Annotated in this window: 21 protein-coding genes and 2 pseudogenes; 17 read left to right on the forward strand and 6 right to left on the reverse strand. The window is 46.5% G+C overall.

Annotated elements, in window-relative coordinates; translation table 11 throughout:
• Positions 1–71: 71 nt before the first annotated feature.
• Positions 72–1,124, forward strand: coding sequence for a TRAP transporter substrate-binding protein (locus tag LRP50_RS20190; protein ID WP_274166250.1), 1,053 nt, complete (start codon positions 72–74; stop codon positions 1,122–1,124).
• A gap of 328 nt (positions 1,125–1,452) precedes the next feature.
• On the opposite strand, the gene LRP50_RS20195 is transcribed toward LRP50_RS20190, so the two are convergent.
• Positions 1,453–4,014 carry a methyl-accepting chemotaxis protein gene (locus LRP50_RS20195; RefSeq protein ID WP_274166251.1) on the reverse strand — a complete coding sequence of 854 codons (2,562 nt, stop codon included), beginning with the start codon at positions 4,012–4,014 and terminating at the stop codon, positions 1,453–1,455.
• Between the two features lie 545 nt (positions 4,015–4,559).
• On the opposite strand from LRP50_RS20195, the gene zwf reads away from it, so the two are divergent.
• From zwf to gnd, 3 genes are read left to right on the forward strand one after another with little or no spacing between them, the layout of a single operon-like run.
• Positions 4,560–6,059, forward strand: coding sequence for a glucose-6-phosphate dehydrogenase (gene zwf, locus LRP50_RS20200; RefSeq protein ID WP_274166252.1), 1,500 nt, complete (start codon positions 4,560–4,562; stop codon positions 6,057–6,059).
• Entirely contained in the window at positions 6,056–6,796 is a 741-nt protein-coding gene (pgl, locus tag LRP50_RS20205) for a 6-phosphogluconolactonase (RefSeq protein ID WP_274166253.1), read from the forward strand. The genes zwf and pgl overlap by 4 nt, the downstream gene beginning before the upstream one ends.
• Before the next feature lie 14 nt (positions 6,797–6,810).
• Positions 6,811–8,259 carry a decarboxylating NADP(+)-dependent phosphogluconate dehydrogenase gene (gnd, locus tag LRP50_RS20210; protein WP_274166254.1) on the forward strand — a complete coding sequence of 483 codons (1,449 nt, stop codon included), beginning with the start codon at positions 6,811–6,813 and terminating at the stop codon, positions 8,257–8,259.
• Between the two features lie 409 nt (positions 8,260–8,668).
• Here gnd and LRP50_RS20215 read toward each other — a convergent pair.
• A pseudogene (locus tag LRP50_RS20215) lies at positions 8,669–8,779 on the reverse strand (IS5/IS1182 family transposase); the annotation flags it as partial.
• A 251-nt stretch (positions 8,780–9,030) separates the two neighbouring features.
• Between LRP50_RS20215 and LRP50_RS20220 the strand changes: the two are divergent.
• The 3 genes from LRP50_RS20220 to LRP50_RS20230 all read left to right on the forward strand — a co-directional run bounded on the left by LRP50_RS20220 (position 9,031) and on the right by LRP50_RS20230 (position 12,171).
• Complete coding sequence (locus tag LRP50_RS20220; RefSeq protein ID WP_274166255.1) at positions 9,031–10,539, forward strand: DUF3360 domain-containing protein; 1,509 nt, start codon at positions 9,031–9,033, stop codon at positions 10,537–10,539.
• 368 nt (positions 10,540–10,907) lie between these two features.
• The gene (locus LRP50_RS20225; protein WP_274166256.1) at positions 10,908–11,789 is read left to right on the forward strand and encodes an AraC family transcriptional regulator; all 882 of its coding nucleotides are present in this window, start codon (positions 10,908–10,910) and stop codon (positions 11,787–11,789) included.
• 91 nt (positions 11,790–11,880) lie between these two features.
• Positions 11,881–12,171, forward strand: a complete 291-nt coding sequence (locus LRP50_RS20230; RefSeq protein ID WP_274166257.1) for a putative quinol monooxygenase — start codon at positions 11,881–11,883, stop codon at positions 12,169–12,171.
• 109 nt (positions 12,172–12,280) lie between these two features.
• On the opposite strand, the gene LRP50_RS20235 is transcribed toward LRP50_RS20230, so the two are convergent.
• Positions 12,281–13,153: a helix-turn-helix transcriptional regulator gene (locus tag LRP50_RS20235; protein ID WP_274166258.1), complete on the reverse strand. Its 873-nt coding sequence runs from the start codon at positions 13,151–13,153 to the stop codon at positions 12,281–12,283.
• Between the two features lie 157 nt (positions 13,154–13,310).
• On the opposite strand from LRP50_RS20235, the gene LRP50_RS20240 reads away from it, so the two are divergent.
• Complete coding sequence (locus LRP50_RS20240; protein WP_274166259.1) at positions 13,311–13,517, forward strand: hypothetical protein; 207 nt, start codon at positions 13,311–13,313, stop codon at positions 13,515–13,517.
• Positions 13,518–13,667: 150 nt separating this feature from the next.
• Here LRP50_RS20240 and LRP50_RS20245 read toward each other — a convergent pair whose 3' ends face one another.
• Positions 13,668–14,126 carry a RidA family protein gene (locus LRP50_RS20245; protein WP_274166260.1) on the reverse strand — a complete coding sequence of 153 codons (459 nt, stop codon included), beginning with the start codon at positions 14,124–14,126 and terminating at the stop codon, positions 13,668–13,670.
• A gap of 1,047 nt (positions 14,127–15,173) precedes the next feature.
• Between LRP50_RS20245 and LRP50_RS20250 the strand changes: the two genes are divergently transcribed.
• From LRP50_RS20250 to LRP50_RS20260, 3 genes and pseudogenes are all read left to right on the forward strand, one after another.
• A complete protein-coding gene (locus tag LRP50_RS20250; RefSeq protein ID WP_274166261.1) occupies positions 15,174–17,804 on the forward strand; it encodes a hypothetical protein in 2,631 nt (876 codons plus the stop codon).
• Between the two features lie 243 nt (positions 17,805–18,047).
• Positions 18,048–18,413 (forward strand): Rid family hydrolase, encoded by a 366-nt coding sequence (locus LRP50_RS20255; RefSeq protein WP_274166262.1) that lies wholly within the window; start codon positions 18,048–18,050, stop codon positions 18,411–18,413.
• Positions 18,386–18,460: pseudogene (locus LRP50_RS20260) on the forward strand (carboxymuconolactone decarboxylase family protein); the annotation flags it as partial. The gene LRP50_RS20255 and the pseudogene LRP50_RS20260, both read left to right, overlap by 28 nt.
• A gap of 64 nt (positions 18,461–18,524) precedes the next feature.
• Here LRP50_RS20260 and yghU read toward each other — a convergent pair.
• On the reverse strand, positions 18,525–19,385 hold the full coding sequence (gene yghU, locus LRP50_RS20265) for a glutathione-dependent disulfide-bond oxidoreductase (protein WP_274166263.1): 861 nt from the start codon (positions 19,383–19,385) through the stop codon (positions 18,525–18,527).
• Positions 19,386–19,686: 301 nt separating this feature from the next.
• Here yghU and LRP50_RS20270 point away from each other — a divergent pair, with 301 nt between their 5' ends.
• Complete coding sequence (locus LRP50_RS20270; protein WP_274166264.1) at positions 19,687–20,196, forward strand: M23 family metallopeptidase; 510 nt, start codon at positions 19,687–19,689, stop codon at positions 20,194–20,196.
• A gap of 33 nt (positions 20,197–20,229) precedes the next feature.
• Here the strand turns inward: LRP50_RS20270 and LRP50_RS20275 are convergent, their stop codons facing one another.
• Positions 20,230–21,255, reverse strand: a complete 1,026-nt coding sequence (locus LRP50_RS20275) for a zinc ABC transporter substrate-binding protein (RefSeq protein ID WP_274166265.1) — start codon at positions 21,253–21,255, stop codon at positions 20,230–20,232.
• A 185-nt stretch (positions 21,256–21,440) separates the two neighbouring features.
• Between LRP50_RS20275 and LRP50_RS20280 the strand changes: the two genes are divergently transcribed.
• From LRP50_RS20280 to LRP50_RS20300, 5 genes are all read left to right on the forward strand, one after another.
• Positions 21,441–22,160: a metal ABC transporter ATP-binding protein gene (locus LRP50_RS20280; RefSeq protein ID WP_274166266.1), complete on the forward strand. Its 720-nt coding sequence runs from the start codon at positions 21,441–21,443 to the stop codon at positions 22,158–22,160.
• Positions 22,161–23,039 carry a metal ABC transporter permease gene (locus tag LRP50_RS20285; RefSeq protein WP_274166267.1) on the forward strand — a complete coding sequence of 293 codons (879 nt, stop codon included), beginning with the start codon at positions 22,161–22,163 and terminating at the stop codon, positions 23,037–23,039. It abuts the gene before it with no gap.
• Positions 22,996–23,556, forward strand: a complete 561-nt coding sequence (locus LRP50_RS20290) for a DapH/DapD/GlmU-related protein (protein ID WP_274166268.1) — start codon at positions 22,996–22,998, stop codon at positions 23,554–23,556. The genes LRP50_RS20285 and LRP50_RS20290 overlap by 44 nt, the downstream gene beginning before the upstream one ends.
• Complete coding sequence (locus LRP50_RS20295) at positions 23,546–24,562, forward strand: CobW family GTP-binding protein (RefSeq protein WP_274166269.1); 1,017 nt, start codon at positions 23,546–23,548, stop codon at positions 24,560–24,562. The genes LRP50_RS20290 and LRP50_RS20295 overlap by 11 nt, the downstream gene beginning before the upstream one ends.
• 137 nt (positions 24,563–24,699) lie before the next feature.
• Positions 24,700–24,906: a hypothetical protein gene (locus LRP50_RS20300; protein WP_274166270.1), complete on the forward strand. Its 207-nt coding sequence runs from the start codon at positions 24,700–24,702 to the stop codon at positions 24,904–24,906.
• Positions 24,907–24,932 lie beyond the last annotated feature (26 nt).

Here is a 24,932-nt window from a genome sequence, read left to right on the forward strand (position 1 = left end):
CACATAAGTAGACATTGAGTAACGGAAATACCTGATAGATGACAATCAAATTTCATAGTCACGGAGTCAATATGAAAACACTAACTAAAACACTTGTTGCTACTGCGCTTGCTGCCAGTCTAGTCACCGCCCCTTTCGCAATGGCAACCAAGGTGTTACGCATTGGTCACGATAACAAAGCAGACATGATGGAAAACCCTGCTCATGCGTTCACGGGTGTATTTAAGAACATTGTCGAAACAGCGACGAATGGGGAGATTACCGTACAGGTTTTCCCGAGCAATCAATTGGGTAATGCCAAAGAACATATCCAAATGGTACGAGATGGCCAACTTCAGGGCACGCTGTCTCCGGTTGGCCCTTTAGCGGGTTATTACCCTCGTATTGGTGTGCTTGATGTGCCTTTTGCCTTCGACAACAACGCATCGACCTATGAAGTGTTGGACGGCAAATTTGGTCAAACGCTAGCGGGTGATATTGAAGCGGAAATGAAAGACGTGAAAGTGCTAGGTTTCCCGGATACAGGCGGTTTCTTTTCAGTGACAAACTCTAAGCGCCCAATTAAAGAACTGGAAGATTTTAAAGGCCTGCGCATTCGCACAATGACATTGCCAACCCACCAAAAAATCATTCAGTCTCTGGGGGCGGAAGCCTATCCCTTGTCTTGGGGCGAGGTGTATTCATCGCTACAAACTGGCGTGATCGATGGTCAGATGAACCCAGTGCCAACCGTATCATTTGCGAAGTTTAATGAAGTGCAACAATACCTAACGCTAACCAACCACTTGTTTGCCCCGTACACTTTCATGGTCAACAAAGACTTTTACGACAGCTTGACTGACAATGAGAAGAAGATTGTTGCAGACGCTGTTGAGATCGCCCTAAGTGCTAACCGCGGTCTATCTCGCTTAATTGAAGCTTCTGATGATCGTGGTATTGCTGGTTTGAGCAAAAAAATGAAAATTAATGCACTGACGGACGAACAACGTCAATCCATGCGTGAGGCAACTCAGCCAGCCGTAAAAGCCTACATCAAAGAAACACATGGCGCGAAGGGCGAAGAGTTACTTAACTTGTTCCTTGTGGAAGTAGATAAAGCGAACCAATCGACTTATTTGCAGTAACGCTCATATCGCGAACTTGATTGGCCTTCAATCACTGTGATTGAAGTGAAATAGAGCCCTAACTTCGGTTGGGGTTTTGCGAAATATAGGGATGACGAAAAGCCCAGCTTTACATCACTGATAGATATAAATATGACGAGAAAACTTGCAATCTACAAGTCATTGAAGCCATCGTTTGCGCGACACTTACCCACAGAAACTGTGCATAAAATAAGCGGTTTCTGAGGCATTAAATCAGACGCTTACGCTAGCTAGGTGCAGGCGAATAGGTGGTTTACACATTCGCACTGTTGGCTTGTGTGGGTCGCAATAGCGGCGGCAGTGCGCACTAAAAGTCACCCCAATCCTCATCCGCTTTAGTATTTTTATTCTCTTTAGGGGCCGCTGAGTTCACAATTGCAGGTGTTTTTATCTCCTCATTGGTTGAAAAGAACGCCAACAATGACAGCATATACCGCGCTTGAGAGGCCATAGTGGCACTGGCTGTCGCTGTTTCTTCGACCATGGTGGCGTTTTGCTGTGTCATGGCATCCATTTGATTGACCGCGGTATTGACCTGTTGAATGCCAAAGGCTTGCTCATTGGCGTTTTCTGAAAGCGTCACAATAATAGTGTTAACGTCGCTTACCGCTTTTTGGATTTCTTCCAGCGTATCCCCTGAACGGTTGATCAGCTCAGAACCCAATTCGACTTTTTGAACGCTGTCTTCAATCAGCGTTTTGATTTCTTTTGCGGCAGTTGCGCTGCGTTGCGCCAGAGATCGCACTTCGCCTGCTACCACTGCAAACCCCCTTCCTTGATCACCCGCTCTTGCTGCTTCAACCGACGCATTCAATGCCAGTAAGTTGGTTTGGAAAGCAATGACATCAATCACGCTAATGATTTCGGCAATTTTACGGCTGGATTGATTGATTTCACTCATGGCGTTGACCGCAGACGATACAACATGACCCCCTTGTTTGGCCTTTATATCTGCGCTTCTGGCGAGTTCGCAGGCTCGAGTGGCATTATCAGAACTACTCTTAAGGGTTTGTGTCATTTGTTCCAAACTGGCCGCGGTTTCTTCCAAGTTAGAAGACTGCTCTTCCGTACGTTGGCTGAGATCTTGGTTTGCTGCGGCAATTTCCTCAGCACCATTAGATACGCCCGAAGCGGATTGGCGCATGTCCACAACCACTTGATCGAGTTTACGAATGGTATTGTTGGCATCAGATTGCAATTTCTGGAAAGTGCCTTGGTAGTCACCACTGATTTCCCCTTCGAGTCTGCCGTGAGAAAGGGCATCAAACATGTTAACGGTTTCCGATAATGCACTGTGAAGTACATCCATCAATTCGTTGAGACCTTGCGCCACATACAAAAAGAAGCCGTCCTTGTCGGACTCTTCGATCCTTGATGAAAGCTCGCCGTTTTTGGCCTGATTGATGATTGTTTTAATGTCTCGTTCCGACATTCGTTCATTGGTTCTGTCTTGCCATTCGATCACAGTGCCGATGCGCGATTTGTCCTTGTCAAAAACGGGGATCACCGTGATGGTGAAATGCAAATTACCCAGTTCCACGTCTTCCGTGTGTGAATGCGTCATATCATTGAGTATGTTGGTTCTAAAGGCCGAGAACGGGGCAAAAGTTTCCAGAGCTGATCCCATGACTTTGTCGGAACGAAAATCATGAATACATTCTCGAATGCCCGATTCTCGCCCATTGAAAAGCAACGAGGCAGCGTCGTTGATATACACAATATCGTGCTCAGTGTTTGCCATGATCACACTGGTTTTTACGTTATCGAGTGCTTGTTTGATTTGAGTGAGACGCGAGGATTGCCTTTTTTCTTCTTCGTATTTGGATTTTAGGTCGGCCAAAATCCAAACCGCGAAAGATAGCGCAATAAACACCGCCAAGCTCGAAGTGAAGAGCAACCAATAAAATTGGTTATATTCTCTCGCGATGCGCTCTTCAACAATCGTGCGTATCCAAGGTAGCGATTCATATACGAGTATGCGTATTTTCTCGATGGCATCCGTTCCGCTGCTCCAAACTACCTTTGAGGTTAATGGGGTTTCTCCTGATGAAAGGAAGGCGAGCATTTCTTTAGAAAACTGCTCAATCGAGACTTGAGCATCCGAAGAATAACCGCGTAAAGCTTGGTCCATTCGTGGATCGGCAAGGAAGGCTTGTTTCAACTGATAAGCCACTTCTGACATTCCAATGCCAGCTGCCACTTTAGTAAGGTTATTGAGCTGGGCGTTGGTCACCGTGTCCCCTGATTCAATTTTCGCTAACATGCCAGAGCCTTTACCGCGAGTAATGCCTATGATTTCCTGCTGCTGCAGAGCAAAATTGGTTGAAAGGTCGATTAAGTAGGCACTGGTGGCTTCAGAATCAAAAGAAAGCCCAGACTTATCGGACAAACTGGTAAGCAACTGGCGGAGGTTTTGAACGGCGTCAGTGTATCGTTGAAACACCTCATCGGGTGTCCCTACGAGCTCATTGTTTTTCAAGGTCTCCCACTGCAAACGAATCAGATTCACTTCGTTGGTGACATCGAACTGGCTTTTGATGCTCGCGTCATTTGCTAGTGAGAACAAAAACGCGATTTTTTCATCTACGCTTCGTTGCGCCAATCGAATGGCGGGAAGTACCTCTTCTTCACCATTTAAATAGCGGTTGGTGTTGCCTCTGACCTGTTGAATGGGGGTGATCAATTCATAGATTGGCCAAACAAGCTGCAGTCCCTGTAATTCTTTCTCATGGTTTCGTATCACAGAGAGGTGTTGCTGAACGGCGGAGAGCATCAAATAAGAAATAGTTAGGATAAGCAGAGTGACGACAATGCCGATTTTTGATTTCACGCTTAATCGTGCGATAAACGAAGCGCCAGATTTGACCATGACATGTCTCCCCAAATTAGCCCAATGAGCGAAAATGAACAAAACGGCGTACTGTTTGCTATTGATTTATAAAGATAAAACGCCGAGCACTCATAAAAAATAGCACACGGAATGTGATGTAGGTCATTTAACTTGATTTTGCTTGAGTTCGCATTGCCATTTTATAGGTGGGGGATTCGTTCTGTGGTTTGATGGTCCTGAGTGCCGTTATCCAAGAAGATCATCAAGTTTCGTGTTTTAGCAATGACTTAACCCTGCGACAGGCTTTTAGCTTTCATTATTTTTGCGCAGAAAAGGCGAGATCGGTTTGTTTCTTGCTGCGTCTATCATTATTCTGTCGCCCTACGTGAAAGTCATGGCGGCAAACAACGTTCAATTGTTGTGCATACGAGCTTCAATGGCTCACATAACGTATGTAGAACAGGGTTTACCTATTATTTTGATAGGTAAAAACGACTATCACTTTTCTTCTTAGTGTTTATAGTTTTATCACTAAAAAAATGAATGACTTGCTCTGAGGGTTTTGGGGCAAGTGGGATAGCATTATGGTCAAACCAGAAAATAATTGTATCGTCATCTTTGGGGCGTCGGGTGATTTGACCCATCGCAAGTTGATTCCCGCTTTTTATCATCTTTTTGCCAATGGACTGTTGTCAGAAAAGTTTGCCATTATCGGGGTGAGCCGCACGCAATTTACGGATGCGGAATTCCAAGCAAAACTCAAAGATTCGCTGACAGCCAATGAAAAAGTCGACCAGCAAATGCTGACAGATTTCCTTCAACGCGTGCATTATCAGGCAATCGACACGTCTAACGTTGAAGATTATGCGAAGCTAAAAACGCGATTAGAAGACATTGAGCAAGTTTATGAGACGGGTGGCAACACCACGTTCTATTTGGCAACTCCGCCAAGTCTATACAGTGTGATCCCAACAAGCCTTGCGGCGCATGGCTTGAACACGGAAAACAATGGCTGGAAACGCTTGATTGTTGAAAAGCCTTTCGGTTACGACCTTGCTACCGCTGAAGAACTCGACAAGAGTCTTCACAACTCCTTCAAAGAACACCAAATCTACCGTATTGACCACTACCTTGGTAAAGAAACCGTCCAAAACCTCCTGGTTTTCCGTTTTGCTAACGGTATGTTCGAACCGCTTTGGAATCGTAACTTCATCGATTACGTTGAAATCACTGCGGCAGAATTTCTCGGCGTAGAAGAACGTGGTGGTTATTACGATGGCGCGGGCGCAGTGCGTGACATGTTCCAAAACCACTTGCTGCAAGTTTTGGCGATGGTGGGTATGGAACCGCCAGCGGTTATTAACGCAGATTCTATGCGTAACGAAGTGGTGAAAGTGCTAAATAGCCTTCAACCTCTGACCGAAGAAAAGTTGCAGAAGAATCTCGTACTGGGACAATACACCGAGTCGGATGTGCGCGGCGCTCACCTGAAAGGCTATCGCCAAGAAAATGGTGTTGCGGATGATTCGCGCACAGAAACGTATGTTGGCTTGAAAATGTTTATCGACAACTGGCGTTGGAACGGCGTGCCGTTCTATGTGCGCACAGGTAAGCGTTTGCCAACTCGCGTGACAGAAGTGGTGATTCACTTCCAGAAAACGCCGCACCCAGTGTTTGGCGCGAATGCCCCAGAGAACAAGTTGATCATTCGTATTCAACCTGACGAAGGCATTCAAATGAGCTTTGGTTTGAAAGAACCAGGCGCAGGCTTTAAAGCCAAAGAAGTTTCGATGGATTTCCATTACGACACGCTTGAAGAAACGCAAATGCTAACGGCTTACGAGCGCCTATTGCTCGATTCAATGAAAGGCGATGCCACATTGTTTGCCCGTACAGATGCAGTAAGAGCATGTTGGGAATTCGTACAACCCATTTTGGAATACAAGGAAAACCCAGAGCACCTATACGGCTACGCCGCAGGGACATGGGGACCGAAAGAAGCCGACGAACTGCTTTATGAAGAAGATCGTTCATGGCGCTTCCCTTGTAAGAACCTAGCAAGCACGGATTATTGCGAACTATGAGTAATATGAATTACCGCGTGTTTGACGACAGCCAACAGGTCGTTGAAGCGTTAGCAAATAGCCTGCTGGAATACAGCGAAATGGCTCGCCCTGTGCACATTTCCCTGTCTGGCGGCAGCACGCCATCACAGCTTTTCAGCTACTTGGCGAACTCTGATTACGCGACTCGTATTCAGTGGCAAAACCTGCACTTCTGGTGGGGCGACGAACGATGCGTCGCGCCAGAAGATGAGCAAAGCAACTACGGCCAAGCCAAAGCGCTATTATTTGACCACATTCAAATCCCAGCCGAAAACATTCACCGCATTCGTGGTGAAGATTTTGCAGCAGCCGAAGTGATCCGCTTTACGGAAGAAATGCTAGACACCATTCCGAATGCAGAAGGCGCAGTGGATCAAGAAGGCGTGCCTGCTTTTGATTGGATCATGCTGGGCATGGGCACAGACGGGCACACCGCCTCGTTGTTCCCGGGCAAAACAGATTACAAAACCACAGAAATCGCGACCATTGCATCACACCCAGAGAGCCATCAGCTCCGTGTGTCGAAAACCGCGCATCTGTTAGAAAACGCAAAACGCATCACCTACTTGGTATTGGGCGCAAGCAAAGCATCGGTATTGAAAGAAATTGCCGACAACGCGCCAACGGCAGAGGCTTACCCTGCAGCGCAGGTTCGCTCAACAGCGGGCACCACCGAGTGGTATTTAGATTCAGACGCAGCTCAAGAGCTGGCCTAAGGAGAAATAGATAAATGAAAGCTGATATTGCAGTCATCGGACTGGCCGTGATGGGTCAAAACCTGATCCTGAACATGAACGACCACGGCTTCAAAGTCGTTGCCTTTAACCGTACTGTCGCCAAAGTGGACGAGTTCCTTGAAGGCCCAGCGAAAGGCACCAACATTGTAGGTGCCACTTCACTAGAAGACATGGTGAGCAAGCTAGAAACGCCACGTAAAGTGATGTTGATGGTTCGTGCTGGCGATGTTGTCGATCAGTTCATCAACGCACTAGTCCCACTGCTAGACGAAGGCGACATCATCATTGATGGTGGTAACACCAACTACCCTGACACCAACCGCCGCGTGGCAGAACTACGTGAAAAAGGCATCCACTTTGTGGGTACTGGCGTGTCTGGTGGTGAAGAAGGCGCACGTTTCGGGCCTTCAATCATGCCTGGCGGCAGCCCAGAAGCATGGCCTTTCGTGAAGCCAATCTTCCAAGCGATTGCAGCGAAAACTGACGACGGCGAAGCATGTTGTGACTGGGTTGGCCGTGAAGGTGCAGGCCACTTCGTGAAAATGGTTCACAACGGTATTGAATACGGCGACATGCAGCTGATCAGCGAAGCCTACCACTTCATGAAAGAAGGCCTAGGTATGTCGCATGATGAAATGCAAGCGACCTTCGCAGCGTGGAACAAAACCGAGCTAGACAGCTACTTGGTTGAGATCACCGCAGACATCCTTGGTTACCGCGACGAAGACGGTGAGCCATTGGTTGAGAAAATCATGGATGCAGCGGGCCAAAAAGGCACTGGCAAATGGACAGGCATCAACGCGCTTGATCTGGGCATTCCATTGACCCTGATCACCGAGTCAGTATTCGCACGCGTATTGTCTTCACTGAAAGACCAACGTGTTGAAGCAGCGGCGCTGTTCGACAACCCAATTCAGCCGGTTGAAGGCGACAAGTCAGAGTGGCTAGATGCCCTACGCCAAGCGTTGCTTGCATCTAAAATCATCTCTTATGCGCAAGGCTTCATGCTGATCCGCGAAGCGTCTGAAGCGAACAACTGGGAACTGAACTACGGCAACGTGGCGCTGATGTGGCGTGGCGGTTGTATCATCCGCAGCGCATTCCTTGGCAACATCCGTGATGCGTTTGAAGCAAACCCAGAACTGCCGTTCCTAGGCACAGATGCGTACTTCAAAGACATCCTACAAGGCAGCCTGCCAGCATGGCGTAAAGTGGTGGCTAAGTCGTTCGAAAGCGGACTACCAATGCCATGTATGTCTTCTGCACTGACCTTCCTGAACGGTTACACCACCGCTCGCCTTCCAGCGAACATGATTCAGGCACAACGTGACTACTTCGGCGCGCACACTTACGAGCGCACTGACAAAGCACGTGGCGAGTTCTTCCACACGAACTGGACTGGTACAGGCGGTAACATCTCGTCTACCACCTACGACGTGTAAGCACCGCGTGCAAATCGCCTTTTAAGCAAGGCGAAAATTGAAAAGGGCAGGATGACAATCCTGCCCTTTTTTGTGCGTGAGATTTACAGATGAAAGTTGAACGAAAGTCACACAATTACTTGCAATCCCTAAGCCATTGAAGCCATCGATTACGTGGGAGTTATGCACAGAAATTGGGGATAAGGTTGGGGTTAGTTAAGTGGGTAACTTTGTGAAGAGCACGCTGTGAGGAGTGAGTCCCGCATCGAGCTGGCTCATTTCTGCCCCTTTTCTTGTTTCGTCAGACAAACACATTAATCAAACCAAGCAAGATTTGACTTACTTTTTCTCATATTTATATTGCTTCCATTGATTCTAAGTAATAAATAGAGGTGGTTGAAAGTTGGCTAGTAATGTTGATTTAGTGGTTGTGAGTACTGATATCCACCGCTAAATGCAACTTTCTCCAGACTCTGCGCTTTCCGTCAGTACCATGCTTCTTGACCTTCCATTCGCTTTCGCCAAAGCCCTTGAGGCTAGTTCTATAGAATTCCATAACAAAGCCCATGCTGGTAGTCGTACCCTACGACTAATGTCTAACTATATGAGACTACTTGTGTTTTCTCGTTTGGTATAAGGTACTAGCAACTAAATTTCAAGGGTTCATAAAATTCAGTCATCGAGTTCTTGTAGCAGAAAATATATAGACGACTACTCGCTTAATCTTCGCTTAGTGAGTAAATAACGCTGGTTGGAAAAACACACCTTAGAGTGTGAACGAAAGGAATCACAATGAGCAGCACTTTAGAGTCCCTACATATACGAACAGATAAACCTCAAGCCAATGAAGATGAACTCACTTATGAACAACAGCATAAACCAAGATCGGAATTTGAGTCCCGAGAACAATATTTAGAGCACGAGTTGCAAATTATGGCGCCTAAACGCTGGCGTCCCAATTTGCCGTTTAAAGATTATCGATTTGAGATAGAAGATACCATTCCAGCGATGGCAGCGACCATTGGTAAAGTTGTAATGGTGGGAGCCATTGCAGCAACCTTTGCCGGTGCGCTAGGGCTGAATGAAGGATTTATATTAGAAAATGTTCGTTATGAACTACTGATCGCCTCTGTTTTCATCATTCTTTTCTCAGGCTTTCTATTGCCGACCGCAAACCTCGCGGGTACACACGGCCCACTCATCCCTTTAATTCCTATAGTCGTTGCAGCAGGCGGGCACCCTATGGCCTTTGGTTTGCTGATTGGCGCTTTTGGCATACTGTTAGCCATCAGTAAAGGTGGCAGCATGCTGGCAAATCTCACCAGTAAAGGCGTGTGTGGCGGCTTATTGCTCTACCTTGGCTTTGTTGGAACCGCTTCTCAAGTTAAAAAGCTGTTCGCTTGGGCGGAGGGAATCGGAATGAGCCACATCGCTTTTGTCGTGATCTTTTGCACCATTATTCTGTATGCGTTATTGGAACATTTCCGTAAACGTTGGCTAGCCGTCCCTCTTAGTTGCTTGCTGGGTGGTACGTTAGCTTTTGCTATGGGTGCGCCGTTTTCTTTCCAAACCGAGCCAGGTTTACCCAACATGAACCCCATGTATTGGTGGGGAGAAGATACAGGCTGGATGCTAGGCCTACCTACGATTGAACATTTCATGGTGGTATTACCGTTTGCTATTTTAGCTGTGGCGATGTGGTCGCCAGATTTCTTAGGACATCAAGTATTTCAAAAAATCAGCTATCCAAAACGTACCGAAAAAGTACATATGAACATTGACGATACCATGACCACCGCTTCAATTCGTCAAACGTTCGGTTCTCTGCTCGGTGGCACAAACTTTACGTCTTCATGGGGGACTTATATCGTACCGGCAGCGATTGCTAAGCGTCCTATTCCTGCTGGCGCTTTGCTCACGGCTCTGTTCTGTATCATTGCCGCCATTTGGGGTTACCCGATGGATTTAGCTATTTGGCAACCTGTACTTTGTGTCGCGCTCATTGTTGGGGTATTTGTGCCATTGCTAGAAGCTGGAATGGAAATGACGCGTGAAGGTAAAACCACACAGTCGGCAGCGATTGTTGTATTTTCTTCAGCGCTCGTTAACCCTGCATTTGGTTGGGCTCTCACCATGCTGTTGGATAACTTAGGCTTAGTCGGTTGTAAGGAACGTAGTAGTGAGCTTAGTAAAATGAGCCGCTGGGTGTTGCCTGGCACTATGTTTATCGTGCTAAGTGGTGTGATGGCATTGGTTGGTTTACTTCCAGGGATACCGGCGATTATCCCAAGTTTTCGTTAATCTTTGAATAAGTGCATTTAAATCAGTAGCTAAGAAAGTCTAGCATTTGCGTAGATAGGCTCATAATGCGAGTTTATGGTTTGAAGGTGCTTTTTTTAGCCTGATAGAAACGGTTTAGTTCAGTAACTCTAAACCGTTTCTGCCCCTTTTCATGCAAAGCGGGGACTGGTGCATTTTCTTGCCTGTCCCGTTTTCCCTGTTTTCCTCCTGTGGAGTAAACACCAGCGGGCAAAATAATCATCCTCAAGAAGACTCGCTCATTCGTAATCAAGATGCTATATGCTTAGTTGTCAAAGGTGATTAACGCGTAGTGATTGATGTCGGCAAACTCATCTTAGCCGCGACGGAATTGGGTGCTGTTATAAATAATGAATACGATTTATGAATATACACAATCCAATATTCTAGTGCTCCCACAAGCATTATTCGCGCTGAAAGATGTCAGTGTATTGATGCACCGTGGTGATGCAGTGATATTTCGAAAGCACCTCGAGCAAGACTTGATGGACATAGAGTTCTATACCAATCAACCCTGTTTGATATTCATTGAAAGTGGTCGCGAAACGCTGACCAATAGCGACAACGACACCATTGAACTGCACGCGGGATCGGCGATATTGCTTGGACAAGGGCTGAATCTGCACTCGGATTTTGTCAAAAGCACGGAAACGTTGAAGGCGTATTTGGTGTTCTTTGATGAACTCATGGTCGTTGAATACCTGAAAAAGGCAAAAAGGGATGTTCGGGTATCTAGTGCGGAGCAAGGTTTTTGTGTTCTGGCAGATAAAGACAACTGCTTAGCCAATTTCTTCACTACGATTCAATCTGATATCACGTCCTCAAGCTATTTGGATGTCAAACTCCAAGAACTCTTGCATCTTTTGGCATTCGTTGGTGACAAAGACACTATTCACGCATTGCTTTCCAAAAAGGCGATATCGACCAAACGCAACCTTCATCGCTTGCTCGAATCAGACGAAGTACTTTTCTTGACGATCCGTGATTTGGCACAGCTTTCAGGAAGAAGCATTTCAAGCTTTAATCGAGATTTCAAACGTATCTATCGCATCACACCTCAGAAGTGGCTACGGGACAAAAGGCTGACGCATGCCAACACGCTTCTAGAGCGAGGGACGATATCAGTGACCGACGTGGCATTAGAAGTGGGGTATGACAATGTATCAAACTTCATCCGAGTGTTTAAATTGAAGTATGGAAAAACACCTAATCAAATAAAAAGGGCGAATTGACCGAAAAACGGTATTTTTGGCGGTTTGAAAGCAGTCGTCTCTCCGGTAACGCTTTAACTTCATGCTCACTGTTAACGTGAAGGAGCTCAAAATGAGTGTTCGAGTCACCCTAAACTGCCAAGTCAAAGCTGATCAATTTGAATTGCTTTACCCTTTTCTTGAAATTAACCTCCCTAACGTAAGAGGGTTTCAGGGTAATCGACGTGTGAGCGTTTTGTATGACACAAATAGCGATGAAATGTTGTTGGATGAAGAATGGTTATCCGTGGAAAGCCACCAAGCCTATCTACAACATATTGCTGAAAATGGAGTGTTAGCGAAGCTCGCGGAATTTCTACTTTCTCCCCCACAAATCAAGTACTTTGAGCAATTGGACGTGTAACTGTCCAAGCTTTCATTACCCTGAAGTGTTGGTGATGCACTCGCCAAAAAAAGCGCGAAGAGTATACGAGTACAGGCACTCAAAAATGCCTCGACCTCTTTTTCTTTAGCTATGACACTCCCCTCTTAAACTGCCCCCGATATTCTCTTGGGGTCAGTTGCTTGTACTGCTTAAATTGGCGATTAAAGTTCGACAGGTTTCTGTACCCAACGCTCTCTGCGATTAAGCCGATGGGCTTGGTCGTCATTTGCAATTCACTGCATGCATGCCCTAGACGAAGCTTTTTCAAATAAGATGAAAAGCTTTCGCCAAAGTGATCGGTAAAGAGGCGTTGAATACTGCTATCGCTGGCGTGAAATGCCTTGCCGAGATCAGAGAGAGTGATGGGCTTTGCCATATTACGTGCTAAGTAATCACAGATTTTCTCTATCTTGGCGCGTTCTGCATCATCGAATTTGGTTTGACCCAAAGCGGTCGGCAGCAGCGTTTTACTTTGGCTGTCTTGCGCCAATACCGAAAGCACTTGAAGAAAAGTCGCTAACTGGTCGATTGGGCTGGTGTTGGGGCAATTATCTAAAAGCTGAAATACGTCTTCTGCCGTTCGTTCCGAGAATTCAATGCAGAGCTTGGAGCGCTCAAGCAATGGGGTGAGGTTTCTCAGTTCCTCACAGCTAGCCATCAACTGTTTAATCCACGATTCGCGAAACCAAACCACGTGGGTTTCACATTGTTGTCCTTCAATATCTTTTGATGTCACGGCGTGGGGCAGATTCGGCCCTATCAGCATAAGATGATTGTGAGCGACGGGCGTTTCATGGTGCGATACCGCAGCCGTTCCCACAAAATTCCGATGCAGAGCCAGTTCGTACTCTTCATGGCAATGCCAGAGTGTGGGCTTTTGTTCTTGCTCAATTTTTCTATAGCGCCATGAAAAGCCTTTGCGTCTTGGTGGCTTTTCTAATGCGGTTTTCTTTTGTCTCACGGTTTTCACTCGGCCTTATTGCTGCATGCCGATTTTAGCAGTCTTTCACATCCGAAAAACTAAGTTGCGGCAAAAGTATTAGTACCTGCCTTCATCGTACCAATCTGCTTTTTTTACCTCGCTATATTGTTGTCATTCCCACGAAAACGAGATGAAGATGATGGTTAAGAATATCCTTGAACTGATTGAAAATAATAAACAATATTGGCTGTTAGATTTGACGGGCATTTATGGGAAAGAGTATGGGCTGGGTTGGCGAAGTGTCGGTTTTAACAACGACTGTGAATTGAAAAGTGCGTTGCACCAACAAGAAAAACAAGACGCGTATAGTCAAAATCAACGCATCCGATTCGACGAGAGCTAATCGCACCAATGGGGATAGTTCGGAGTATCACTTCTTTAATAGCGACCCGATGGGCGAGTTTACTGGCGCGATGCTAGGTGTTGTACCTTTTGCGTGGAGGCGCGGCACCTAGCAAATTACCGTGACGGTCACTTGATAACGTTCGCCGTATCAATCAACCGCTGCAATACATTCCACTTCTACTTTTGCACCCAATGCCAAACCATTGGCACCGATTGCACTTCGCGCTGGGTATCGGTCAGAAAAATACGCTTTGTAGATGCCGTTGAACGTCTGCCATTCGGACATGTCTGCGAGTAGGACGGTACATTTCACTAGATCGCTCATGGCATAGCCGTTAGCGCTGAGCGACGTTTTGATGTTTTCCATCGTCTGCTTTGATTCCGCTTCTATTCCTCCCGGCGCTAAGGTGAGTGTGCCGGGTAAAATGCCGATCTGCCCGGACAGGTAAAGGGTTTTATCCACTCTGACAGCCTCGGAAAAAGGAAGATGCGTAGGAAGAACGGTACCGGAGTTCAGAAACTCGATTCCTTTACTCTGTTTTGCAAATATAGGTTGAACAATGAGAATGCTGAAACTGGCGGTGAGCAAGATGAAGATGTTTCGCATGTTGGTTTCCTTACATTTGACTATCGATGCGCGTCGCGGATTAAGCGGGTAAAAACCGACGCAAGAATGACAGCTACCGCTCAGGGCAATGGATGAGGTAGCTAGGAATGAGACGAAATGAGGGCGGGTTTGGATGCAAGACAAAAGGAATTGATAGACAATCAACGTAAGGCAGCCCTCGCCCAACGCGGCTGCCCTTAACACCCTATCCGCTTTTTATTGCTCCATCACAAAGGCTTCTCAGCAGGGAGCCAAGTGAATGCCTTTAAGGGTGCCAATACCTTGATCTCAGCTTTCTTCTCCCAAAAAAAAGAGGCTGATATAAACCGTGACGGGCATGATACTAATAGGTCTTTTTTTAACAGCATAGAGCTAGTCAACGAACTCGGTATTATTTCAAATTTCGTGCTAAATAATTAAGGTTCTTATTGAAGCCGATAAATATAGGCATAAACCAAATATTGCATGAGCGATTAAACTTCTAATACGCGCTACATTGGGCTGTGGCATATGTAAAATCCAGCGAGTAACTAGGGCATAGTTCAGGGCTGTGATCCCGAAAAAAGCATTTTTGAAATGACGCATATCGCTGCAAGTCACACATAGAATTGATATGCATAAACATTAATATCCTGCCTTTTTGGTGATGCTTTGCATTCATGAGATTCACTTTCAAGTATGAAGCATTGAAATATACACTTCTAATCTCGGTGATGTTTTCTCAGTCATTATTCATGCTTAATTTTCAGCTATTGCCATCCTTTTCTCATTCCTGACCACTGTTAAAGCGGTCAGGTTCTGCTGAAAAAACACTATAAACAAGTGCTGTTTCAATAATGAGATAATTGGGTTCGTAGTAAGGATATATGCTCTACCACACATCATTACTCATCGTAAAAAATCGTGACAAAGAAAAGCCTGACTTTTTGTTGGTCACTCTTTTTGTCGCATGGACAGCCAAGTTGAATGAGCAAGAGTTGCTTTGTAATTGGTTCGTTGAGTGGTGTGCATATACTTGCCAAAAATTATGGACGATGGGTAAATTTCATGATGAAAAAATCTTTGATTTCAATTGCTGTCTTAGCCGGCGCACTGACCTCGGCGCAAGCTGTTGCTGAATGTTCTGGAAACGTTTATTCAATGAATGCTGGGCGTAATCACGTTGGTATTCTTTTAGATGTTCAAGAATTGGACAAGATGACCGGTGTTTATGTAACTGATGCTGTGAATCGCTCCACTTATCATTCTCGCTCAATGTTTAGCGGTTCAGCGATGTCGTATGACCGCATTACCGATCGTATTTATTATGCCAATGCAACACAGCCGACTGACTTTTATATTGATATCCCAGAAAGTGACTTCACGGCTGAGGAATATGCAGGCCTTGACCTTCATTCAAAGAAGAGAAAGTCATATCAGCTTGCTTATATGGATCCTACGACAGGAAATCATGTTGCTGGACCAACGGTAAAAAAACAAATTATGCGCATGGCATTCCACCCAGATACTGGCGAATTATTTGCGTCTAATGCCACCGCTATTTTCAAAGTTGATCCTGAAACAGGCGAGACCACCGATATAGGTACTTTTGATAGCAATCTACGTTTTGGTGGATATTCTAGCTGGGGTTCGTTTGTATTTTACGAAGGTGAGCTTCTGTTTGTGACGAATGGGCGCACGTTCGAAATCGACACAGCAACTGGCGCGCAAACGCTGAAAGCGTTCCACTTCATTGATTTTGTCGCGGCGGCGACGCTAGACCAAAATGGCCAAATGTTGGTTGCAGCAAAAAACCAGAATGTTACGGGCAATGTGAACAGCAACTTTCTGTACCGTATTGAACCCTCTACTGGCGAGAGGGTGAAAGTAGGGCTCTTCCCTAGCCGCATAAGTGGAATGGCCACCGTAACTTCGGAAACTCACACTTGTTATCCAAAAACCATTTTCCCAAGTGAGCTGAACCCTGAAGTGTCTGGAATTACTCTCGCCTCTGCCTCTGTGAGTGAAGGCTCAGTGGCTTACGCGACCATTAATTTCGATGGCGAAACGACAGGTACTGCTGCAACAGTTAGCTTGGCTCTAAAAGATGGAACAGCGGCACTCAACAGTGACTACCGCAATACTGTGTCATTGCGCTACTCAGATGGAACAACAGGCACCGCGACGATTTCCTCGACCCTAACAAAAATCACCCTGCCGAAAGGGATCACTTCTGTTCGCATTGATATTTCGACGGTAGACGATGAGACGGCCGAAAATAGCGAGAATTTCACTATCGAGGCATGGACGAAAGATGATAAGAGTGACCTCAGCAGTGCAAATATCGTTATCGCCGATGATGATGGTTCAGGCACAGTCACTGAAAACTTGGAAGGAAATGGCGACAATACCGCCGATGACTCTGCCTATGTGACTACGACCAATCCCGATGGCAGTTACACGGTTGTTTGGAGAGGGTGGGATACAAATTACCATGGGAACAATAAAGTTTATCTGCAAAGCTTTAACGCTGACGGTACGCTTAAAGGTGAAGAGTTAACGTTTGGTACTAGACAGAAAATTGAGTCACCTCAGGTAACCATGCTAAACGATAACGGTGATATGTTGGTGACTTGGACGGGTTATAACAATAGTACTAGCCTCAACACGCATTCCTATGCGCAAGTCATTTATGCAGACCCAAGTCAGCATAACGGTGCAGCAATGGGAGCAGTGATGGATTTGGGGCCTTCTGAGCTCAGATCAGTTACCTCTGCACGTTCAGGTAATACCAGCGTGATCGTTTGGCATAATGGTTTCTCTCTATATATGCAGTTACTTGATAGTACCGGAAACAAAGTCGGTGGGGCTCAGGTAGTAGGTTCTGTATCAGCGAACTCAAATGGCTACCCGATTGTATCCGCACCTGAAATCAGCGTTTTGGATAATGGCAATTACACCATTGCTTGGCGTCAAGGTTCGACAGGAACTGCGACTAACATTGTGATGCTATCTTCATCTGGTAGCAAAATTGGCAGCCAACAAACACTGAGTATCGGCGGCACCGATGGTAACGCAGATAAAGAAACGAATATTGTCAGTATTGGTAATGGGAAGTACGCGGTTGTTGGTGCATCGGGTGGGGTAGTTAAAGTCGCACTGATGGATGCCACCAATAATCAACCAGTTGCTAATTCCATCAAAACCCTAACTATATCTGGTTCCATACACAATGATATGCCATCAATTACACAGATTGGGACAGCAGGTCAATTTGTTGTTGTGTGGCGTGGCATAGAAAACAATGAATGGTACACGTACATGCAGCACTTTGGTGCTGATGGCCTGTCGACTCAAGCAGTTGAGAAATTCAAGGCGTCTGGTGGACATGGTCCAGCCAAGGTTGCTGGTGTAGGCACTGCAGGAGATTACGTGGTTGTGTGGGCGTCGATCGGTGATAGTCAACGCTACGAAGTCCGCTTCCAGAAATTCAATGTAGATGGGGATAAAGTGGGTAATCAAATGTCATTTACAGGTCAAAATACCAACGTGAATAGCCTCCATTTCGACATCACTTCGGTTGGCGACAAGGGGGCCTTTACCATCACGTTTGACGGCGAAGACTCCGCAGAAAATGGCGGCGATAGATCTATCTATGTGGTTCACGTTGATGAGTACGGAAGTGTGTTACAGCCTTAATATTATCGACAGAGATACGCCATTATAAATAATCGGTGACGTACCCTAAAAAGCCAGCAGCCACGTACTGCTGGCTTTTTTAATCCTTACAATGACGCTTGTCTTACGTCGAAAGCGAATAAATGAAGTGCAACCAATTCAAAATGAGCGACATGAGATTATTCGGCTAAGACGTGAGTGAGACCAATTTGGCTGAAGAATTGAAATGGTTGGGTGGATGTGGGTATTAAGATATAGATTTAGGTGTGGCATTCCTGGACGATAGCTCCCGAAAAATTTAAACACTATTACGATGATTGGCATTTTTCACCTGCGATTGAATATGATGGGGCTGTTTTTTTATCTGGCGTCACGGTGCCGAGCAAAGACAAACCCATTAGTCCCGATCCAGAAGAGCAGTTTCATGATGCATTTTACAAGCTTGGCGTATATCTCAACGCTGCGGGACTCACTTACGATGATATTCTTGAGATGACGACAGTCCATATCGATTTAAAGAAGCACATTAGTGCATTTTCAAAAGTAAAAAATGAATATGTCAAAGCTCCCTATCCGGCATGGTCGGAGATTGGCTTGTCTGAGTTTACGCAGGTTTTCCTGCCGCTTTGAATGGTATGTTCGCGTTCAAAGAAGTACTTGCTGAAAGAATGGCTTAATACATGATGAGTAGAAAAAAGCGCACCTAAAAAGGTGCGCTTTCATATTAAATGTAATGTAGGGCTACGGGCGTAGTTTCAGCACCTTATCAATGTCTTCAGCGGAGTGACGCTCTAAGACTTTTTCCCACTCTTCACCAAATGAACGGTTAACAATGCGCCCACGTTGCACACCTTCACGCGCATCAAGCTGTTTCGCCCAACGGACAACGTGGGTGTAAGAGCTAACTTCCAAAAACTCAGCGGCATCGTACATACGCCCTAAAACCATGGCACCGTACCAAGGCCAAATTGCCATGTCGGCGATGGTGTATTCTTCACCTGCGACATAGGTGTTGTTAGCCAACTGCTTGTCCAATACATCTAACTGGCGCTTAGCTTCCATCGCGAAACGGTTAATTGGGTACTCTTGCTTCACATCCGCATACGCATAGAAGTGACCAAAACCTCCGCCTAAGAATGGCGCAGAACCTTGCGCCCAGAACAACCAGTTCAATGTTTGTGTTCTTGCAGGGCCGCTTGCTGGCAGGAATTGACCGAACTTCTCAGCCAAGTGCATCAGAATTGACGCTGACTCAAACACGTTGACAGGATCCGTACCTGTCTTATCAACCAGTGCCGGGATTTTTGAATTGGGGTTTACACTGACAAACCCTGATGAAAATTGGTCTGAGTCACCGATATTGATCAGGAAGGCATCATATTCGGCTTCTGTAATGCCGAGTGCGAGTAGTTCTTCAAACATGATGGTGACTTTCTGACCATTCGGGGTGCCGAGCGAATAAAGTTGGAATCCATGCTCGCCAACAGGTAAATCACGCTCAAACCTTGCGCCTGAAACAGGGCTGTTAATATTTGCGAATTTGTTACCACTGCTTGCTTCGTTTGCCCAAACTTTCGGCGGCGTATATTGGTTGTCACTCATTTCTTCTCCTTGAACATCCATGACGGACGAATCGTTGCGACTGTCGAAACACTCCACACTTTAGCATTTGCTAACACGCTTTCACAAAATTACGGAAACGGGGATGCGATCAGATGTGTTGCGCATACGCTTCAATTGCGTATCTCACTACCCTTTGGTCGCAAATCTTTCTTTTTCATGTTCCTTTTAACAACGCGATGACAATCGAGGACATGTGCGGTTTTATGTTACTTTTCTTAAAGTGGTTTTCTGATTGAACTGCAAAAATTACTCGAAGCGAGATCGTTAAAGGATTGATGAGATGAAACGGATTTTTCTCCTATTGCTTGTGCTTTTCGGGGCGGGGCTGTTGATGCCTTCCGATGCAGTTATTCCGGTAAAAAATGCCGCCTGTAACGATTGGAATGCGAAAACGTTCTGGTTCGAACCTTGGGGCAGTTCGGGTGTGCACAAAGGCATTGATGTGTTCGCGAAAGAAGGCACGCCGCTTCTTGCTGCCACCAGTGGATGGGTGACGTACGCTGGCGAAATAAGCAAAGGCGGGAAAGTGATCGCGATTCTTGGCCCAAAATGGCGGATCCATTACTACGCGCATCTCAAAGACATTTCTCCCACACTTGGACGTTGGGTATCCCAAGGGGAAGAAATTGGCTCGGTAGGGCGAACGGGTAATGCATTCAACAAACCCGCTCATCTTCATTATTCCGTGCTCACTCTCGCGCCTTACCCTTGGCGAATGACCACGGAAACTCAAGGCTGGAAGAAGATGTTCTATCTTGATCCAGCCAGTGAGTTTGACGCGTGTCACTGAGAACAACACGCCTTTCTATGGCTGAGATACTGGCTATTTACACTGACTTAAACTTTTTACCATGGCTTCAATCAAGGTTTGATATTGCGTACTGCCAATAGGGAGACTTGCGCCCAATGGGTCCATGACACCAATGGTTGAAATGCTAGTGCCTTGAAAGACATTCTTCACCAAGCCGGGGTTGTATTGGGGTTCGGTAAATACGCAATTCACATTCAGTGCTTTGACTGTCTCTCTGATTTCTTTAATGCGCTTAGGGCTTGGATCTTCTGCATCACCTAGAGATATTGCACCTGCTGCTATCACGTTAAAACGCTTTTCAAAATACTGATAAGCATCGTGGAAAACGATGAACTTCACCTTGCCGAGCTTGCCAATTTTGGCGTTCGTGTCAGCAATCAAGGCATTCAAAGAAGCAGTCGCATCAGCGGCATTGCGTTTGTACGTTGCTGCATGCTCAGGGTCGGCCGCTGACAGTGTTTCTTGGATCACCGCTACCCATGCTTTGGCGTTTTCAGGGTCAAGCCATGCGTGCGGATCGTTGCCATGGTGATTGTGTCCATGATGGTCACTTTCATCTTTATGCTCGTCGTGACCATCATCGTCTTTATGTTCGTCATGATTTTTTTCATCATCATGATGCTCGTCTTCGTCGTGATGCTCATCACGATGGTGTTCATCGCCATGATCACTGTGAGCTTCAAACGTCGCCCCTTCACGGTATATATGGGTATGCGTCTCTTCCAATGCGAGCATTTCGACTTTCTGCGCTGAACCCGCGACATTGTCCAACGCTTTTTCAAGCCACGGTGTCAGCCCTTCTCCCATCCAAAAAACCACATCGGCATTAGACAGGGCTTTTGCTTGTGAAGGACGCAGAGTGTATTCGTGCGGCGAAGATTCTGCGGGAATCAATAGGTCAGGTTCGCCAACGCCTTCCATGACTTGGCTAACCAGTGAATGAAGCGGCGCAATGTCCACGGCAACATTTGGGGTTGCTTGAACGTGAAAAGACATACTTAAGCCAAACGCGGCATAAGCAAATAGTGAGTGACGCATGAATATCTCCCTTTCAATGAGTCCTGTAAAAGCTCAAAAAATTCGTAAGTAGCCAGCTAACGTGAGTAAAAAACTGACGTGAGTAGAAAACCTAATTGTTATGTTATAACATAACAAACATATCAGGCGTCACCCCTAGGATCTAGCGCTGTTTTCTTTTTGGGCTTTAATAAGGAAATGCCTCAATGCTGATTGAGTGTCAAAACGTGTCCGTTCACCTTGGGCAACGAAACATTCTCCGCAACATCAATCTTTCGGTGCGTGCAGGCGAAATTATCACCCTTGTTGGCCCTAACGGCGCAGGCAAAAGTACACTCTTCAAAACTCTTATTGGCGCACTTTCCCCAAGTGCTGGCGACATAAACAAAGCCCTTAATTTGCGCATTGGGTATGTCCCCCAGCGTTTATTCATTGATGACACCCTGCCTATCACCGTCTCGCGCTTTATGAATTTACCTCGCGCACATTCAAGCGAGGTGGTGGCGCAGGCACTTGCAGATGCAGGCGTTGCGGGGCTGGATAAACAACAGGTGATGGATTTATCAGGTGGACAGTTTCAACGTGTATTGCTGGCTCGCGCACTGCTTGGGGAACCGAATTTGTTGCTGCTCGATGAAGCAACACAAGGGTTAGACCATCGCGGCACAGCCGACTTTTACCGCCAAATCGCCAAGGTCAGAGAAACACGCGGTTGCGCCATTGTGATGATCAGCCATGAATTGCATGTGGTGATGAAACAAACGGATTGGGTGATTTGTTTGAACGGTCATATCTGCTGCCAGGGCGAGCCTGATGTGATCAGTGATTCGCAAGAATACCGCGCACTATTTGGTCTTGATGCGCACGACGACACCGCGTTAAATCTGCGCGAATCCCGCCGCCAACCCGCTACCGAGATGCTCTAGATGTTTGATGACTTTTTGATTCGCGCAATGCTAGCCAGTGTCGGCGTCGCCTTAGCTGCCGCCCCGTTAGGTTGCTTCGTTGTGTGGCGACGCATGGCCTATTTCGGTGATGCAACGGCACACGCTGCAGTGCTGGGCGTGGCACTTTCACTCACTCTATCTACCCCGATTTTTGCGGGTGTGTTGGTGGTGTCTCTATTAATGGCAATGACGGTTTCAGGCCTCAGTGGGCGAGGATTTGCCATGGATACGTTACTTGGTGTGATGGCACACTCTTCTTTAGCGATTGGTCTTGTCGCCGTTTCTTTTCTTTCTGGCATTAGAATTGACCTGATGTCTTATCTCTTCGGGGATATTCTTGCGGTCGGCCCCACTGATGTGTGGTTAATTTGGGGCGGCGCAGCGTTAGTGCTCTCTCTCATTGCTTACCGTTGGTCTGGGTTACTTCTTTCTACGTTAAACCCTGATCTTGCACTGGCGAGCGGTTTTAATCCCAAACGAGAGCAATTCATTCTTACCCTTTCTCTTGCGATTGTTGTCGCCGTTGCGATTAAAGTCGTCGGTGTGCTTCTCATCGCCGCCATGCTAATCGTGCCCGCTGCAACGGCGCGTCCGTTGAGCCGAACCCCCGAAATAATGGCAGTGATGGCTGCATTAATTGCCGTGTGTGCAAGCTTAATCGGCCTTCGCAGTTCCTATGTGTTTGATACACCCACAGGCGCGACGATCGTCTGTGTGTGCACGTGTCTGTTTATGGTCACCAATATCGCCGCCAAGCTATTCGTACAGGGGCGGGAAAGGATCGCTTCACTAAAAGAAAATTCGGGAGAATCACGTGCTGAGAAAAAATCCGTCAGGTCACTACCCAAACGTTTCTGAAAAGGCATTTATTGATCCCACAGCCATCATCTGTGGTCACGTCATCATTGAAGACAATGTGTTTGTGGGTCCATACGCCGTTATTCGCGCGGACGAAGTCGATGAAACGGGCAAGATGCAGCCCATCCACATTCAAAGGGATTCGAACATTCAAGATGGCGTCGTCATCCATTCGAAAAGTGGTGCAGCCGTAACCATCGGCAAACAGACCTCCATTGCTCATCGTTCAATCATTCATGGCCCTTGTGAGATAGGCGATGATGTTTTTATCGGCTTCAACAGTGTGATGTTTCGCACCACGATTGGCGATGGTTGTGTGATTCGTCATAACTGCGTGGTGGACGGGATTGATCTGCCGCCTACCTACCATGTGCCTCCTATGATGAATATTGGCCCCGGCTTTGATCTCGATGCGATCGAAAAAGTCCCGCCTGAATATGCCAGCTTTTCTGAGTCTGTCGTTTCGGCAAATAACACCTTGGTTGAAGGCTACAAAAGGTTAGCGAATGAGTTTTAAATCCAACGAAATACACGCCGTACCTACCAATATTATTACGGGCTTTCTCGGCGTGGGGAAGACATCAACGATTTTACATTTACTGAAGAGTAAACCGCCTAACGAGCGCTGGGCTGTTTTGGTGAATGAGTTTGGTGAGATTGGTGTGGATGGCAGTTTATTTGAAGGGACGCACTCCAAACAGCAAGGGGTGTTTATTCGGGAAGTACCCGGTGGTTGCATGTGTTGTGCAGCGGGTCTTCCCATGCAAATCGCGCTGACACAACTGCTGTCTGAAGCAAGGCCAGATCGTCTGTTGATTGAACCCACAGGGCTAGGCCATCCCAAAGAAGTGTTGGAGGTGCTGACGTCTGAATACTACCGTGAGGTATTGTCGTTGCAGAGAACGCTCACCTTGGTAGATGCTCGAACACTCTCAGACTCTCGATATACTGACCACGCGACCTTTAACCAACAGATTGCGATGGCAGACGTGGTGGTGGGCAATAAAGTCGATTTATATCGAGAAGGCGACACTTCGATGTTGGCTAATTACGTCAAAGAAAACGCTGCACCTCAGATAGACATTGTTCTCAGCCAAAATGGCGACATTCCGTTTTCTCTTCTGTTCGGGTCAAGCGCGAATCACTTATTGAACCGTCATGGTCATCACCATCACCATCATCACCATAAACAATCCGCACCATTGGTATCTGAGCTTCCCCTTCCCGAGAGTGGCTTCCTTAAAGCAGAAAACCAAGATGAAGGCTATTCGAGCATCGGTTGGCGCTTTTCCGCGAGTAAAGTCTTCGACTATAGAAAGCTCTCGGCATTTTTACTGACCATTCAAGCGATGAGAATGAAAGCGGTGTTTATTACAAATACTGGCGTGTTTGGCTACAACCTCACCCTCGACGCGCTCGCTGAAATGGAACTGGATGATGCAATGGAAAGCCGCATCGAAATTATTTCAGATCGCCAATACGATGACTTGGAACCTGACTTGTTAGCCTGTGTGCTTGGCTAATCACTTTCACTGCATCCAAACGGGAGATGCGTCAGCCCTTTATGCCCCTTTGTTGAGGCTTTAAGACAACAAAAATTTTGGAAATTTTCACGTTGCGGTATGCTGGTTTTTTCAGCCAACAAACGGGACGTTTTGCCATGTTTTTTCGCGTTCTAAGCCTATTGGTTGCGGTAGGCGTTATCGCTCTTATAGTCACTCCCGATGCCCCTGAATCTCTGCGTTGGATGGTGTGGGTGTATCTATTTGTGATGTGCGGTGTCGGTATGCTTGCTATGAATGCGCCGAGGATACACCAATGGTGGTTAACGAAGGAGGCTGAGCTGAAATCGCGCTTTAAGCGTTAACGCAACAAAAACAGGGAGATGGCAAT

Origin of the sequence: Enterovibrio gelatinilyticus (assembly GCF_028683095.1) — a bacterium.
In the GTDB taxonomy this organism is placed as follows: Bacteria; Pseudomonadota; Gammaproteobacteria; order Enterobacterales; family Vibrionaceae; genus Enterovibrio; species Enterovibrio gelatinilyticus.

Coding starts and splice junctions, on each gene's coding strand:
- LRP50_RS20190 (WP_274166250.1), top strand. CDS start 72: ATGAAAACACTAACTAAAACACTTGTTGCTACTGCGCTTGCTGCCAGT.
- LRP50_RS20195 (WP_274166251.1), bottom strand. CDS start 4,014: ATGGTCAAATCTGGCGCTTCGTTTATCGCACGATTAAGCGTGAAATCA.
- zwf (WP_274166252.1), top strand. CDS start 4,560: ATGGTCAAACCAGAAAATAATTGTATCGTCATCTTTGGGGCGTCGGGT.
- pgl (WP_274166253.1), top strand. CDS start 6,056: ATGAGTAATATGAATTACCGCGTGTTTGACGACAGCCAACAGGTCGTT.
- gnd (WP_274166254.1), top strand. CDS start 6,811: ATGAAAGCTGATATTGCAGTCATCGGACTGGCCGTGATGGGTCAAAAC.
- LRP50_RS20220 (WP_274166255.1), top strand. CDS start 9,031: ATGAGCAGCACTTTAGAGTCCCTACATATACGAACAGATAAACCTCAA.
- LRP50_RS20225 (WP_274166256.1), top strand. CDS start 10,908: ATGAATACGATTTATGAATATACACAATCCAATATTCTAGTGCTCCCA.
- LRP50_RS20230 (WP_274166257.1), top strand. CDS start 11,881: ATGAGTGTTCGAGTCACCCTAAACTGCCAAGTCAAAGCTGATCAATTT.
- LRP50_RS20240 (WP_274166259.1), top strand. CDS start 13,311: ATGATGGTTAAGAATATCCTTGAACTGATTGAAAATAATAAACAATAT.
- LRP50_RS20245 (WP_274166260.1), bottom strand. CDS start 14,126: ATGCGAAACATCTTCATCTTGCTCACCGCCAGTTTCAGCATTCTCATT.
- LRP50_RS20250 (WP_274166261.1), top strand. CDS start 15,174: ATGATGAAAAAATCTTTGATTTCAATTGCTGTCTTAGCCGGCGCACTG.
- yghU (WP_274166263.1), bottom strand. CDS start 19,385: ATGAGTGACAACCAATATACGCCGCCGAAAGTTTGGGCAAACGAAGCA.
- LRP50_RS20270 (WP_274166264.1), top strand. CDS start 19,687: ATGAAACGGATTTTTCTCCTATTGCTTGTGCTTTTCGGGGCGGGGCTG.
- LRP50_RS20275 (WP_274166265.1), bottom strand. CDS start 21,255: ATGCGTCACTCACTATTTGCTTATGCCGCGTTTGGCTTAAGTATGTCT.
- LRP50_RS20280 (WP_274166266.1), top strand. CDS start 21,441: ATGCTGATTGAGTGTCAAAACGTGTCCGTTCACCTTGGGCAACGAAAC.
- LRP50_RS20285 (WP_274166267.1), top strand. CDS start 22,161: ATGTTTGATGACTTTTTGATTCGCGCAATGCTAGCCAGTGTCGGCGTC.
- LRP50_RS20295 (WP_274166269.1), top strand. CDS start 23,546: ATGAGTTTTAAATCCAACGAAATACACGCCGTACCTACCAATATTATT.
- LRP50_RS20300 (WP_274166270.1), top strand. CDS start 24,700: ATGTTTTTTCGCGTTCTAAGCCTATTGGTTGCGGTAGGCGTTATCGCT.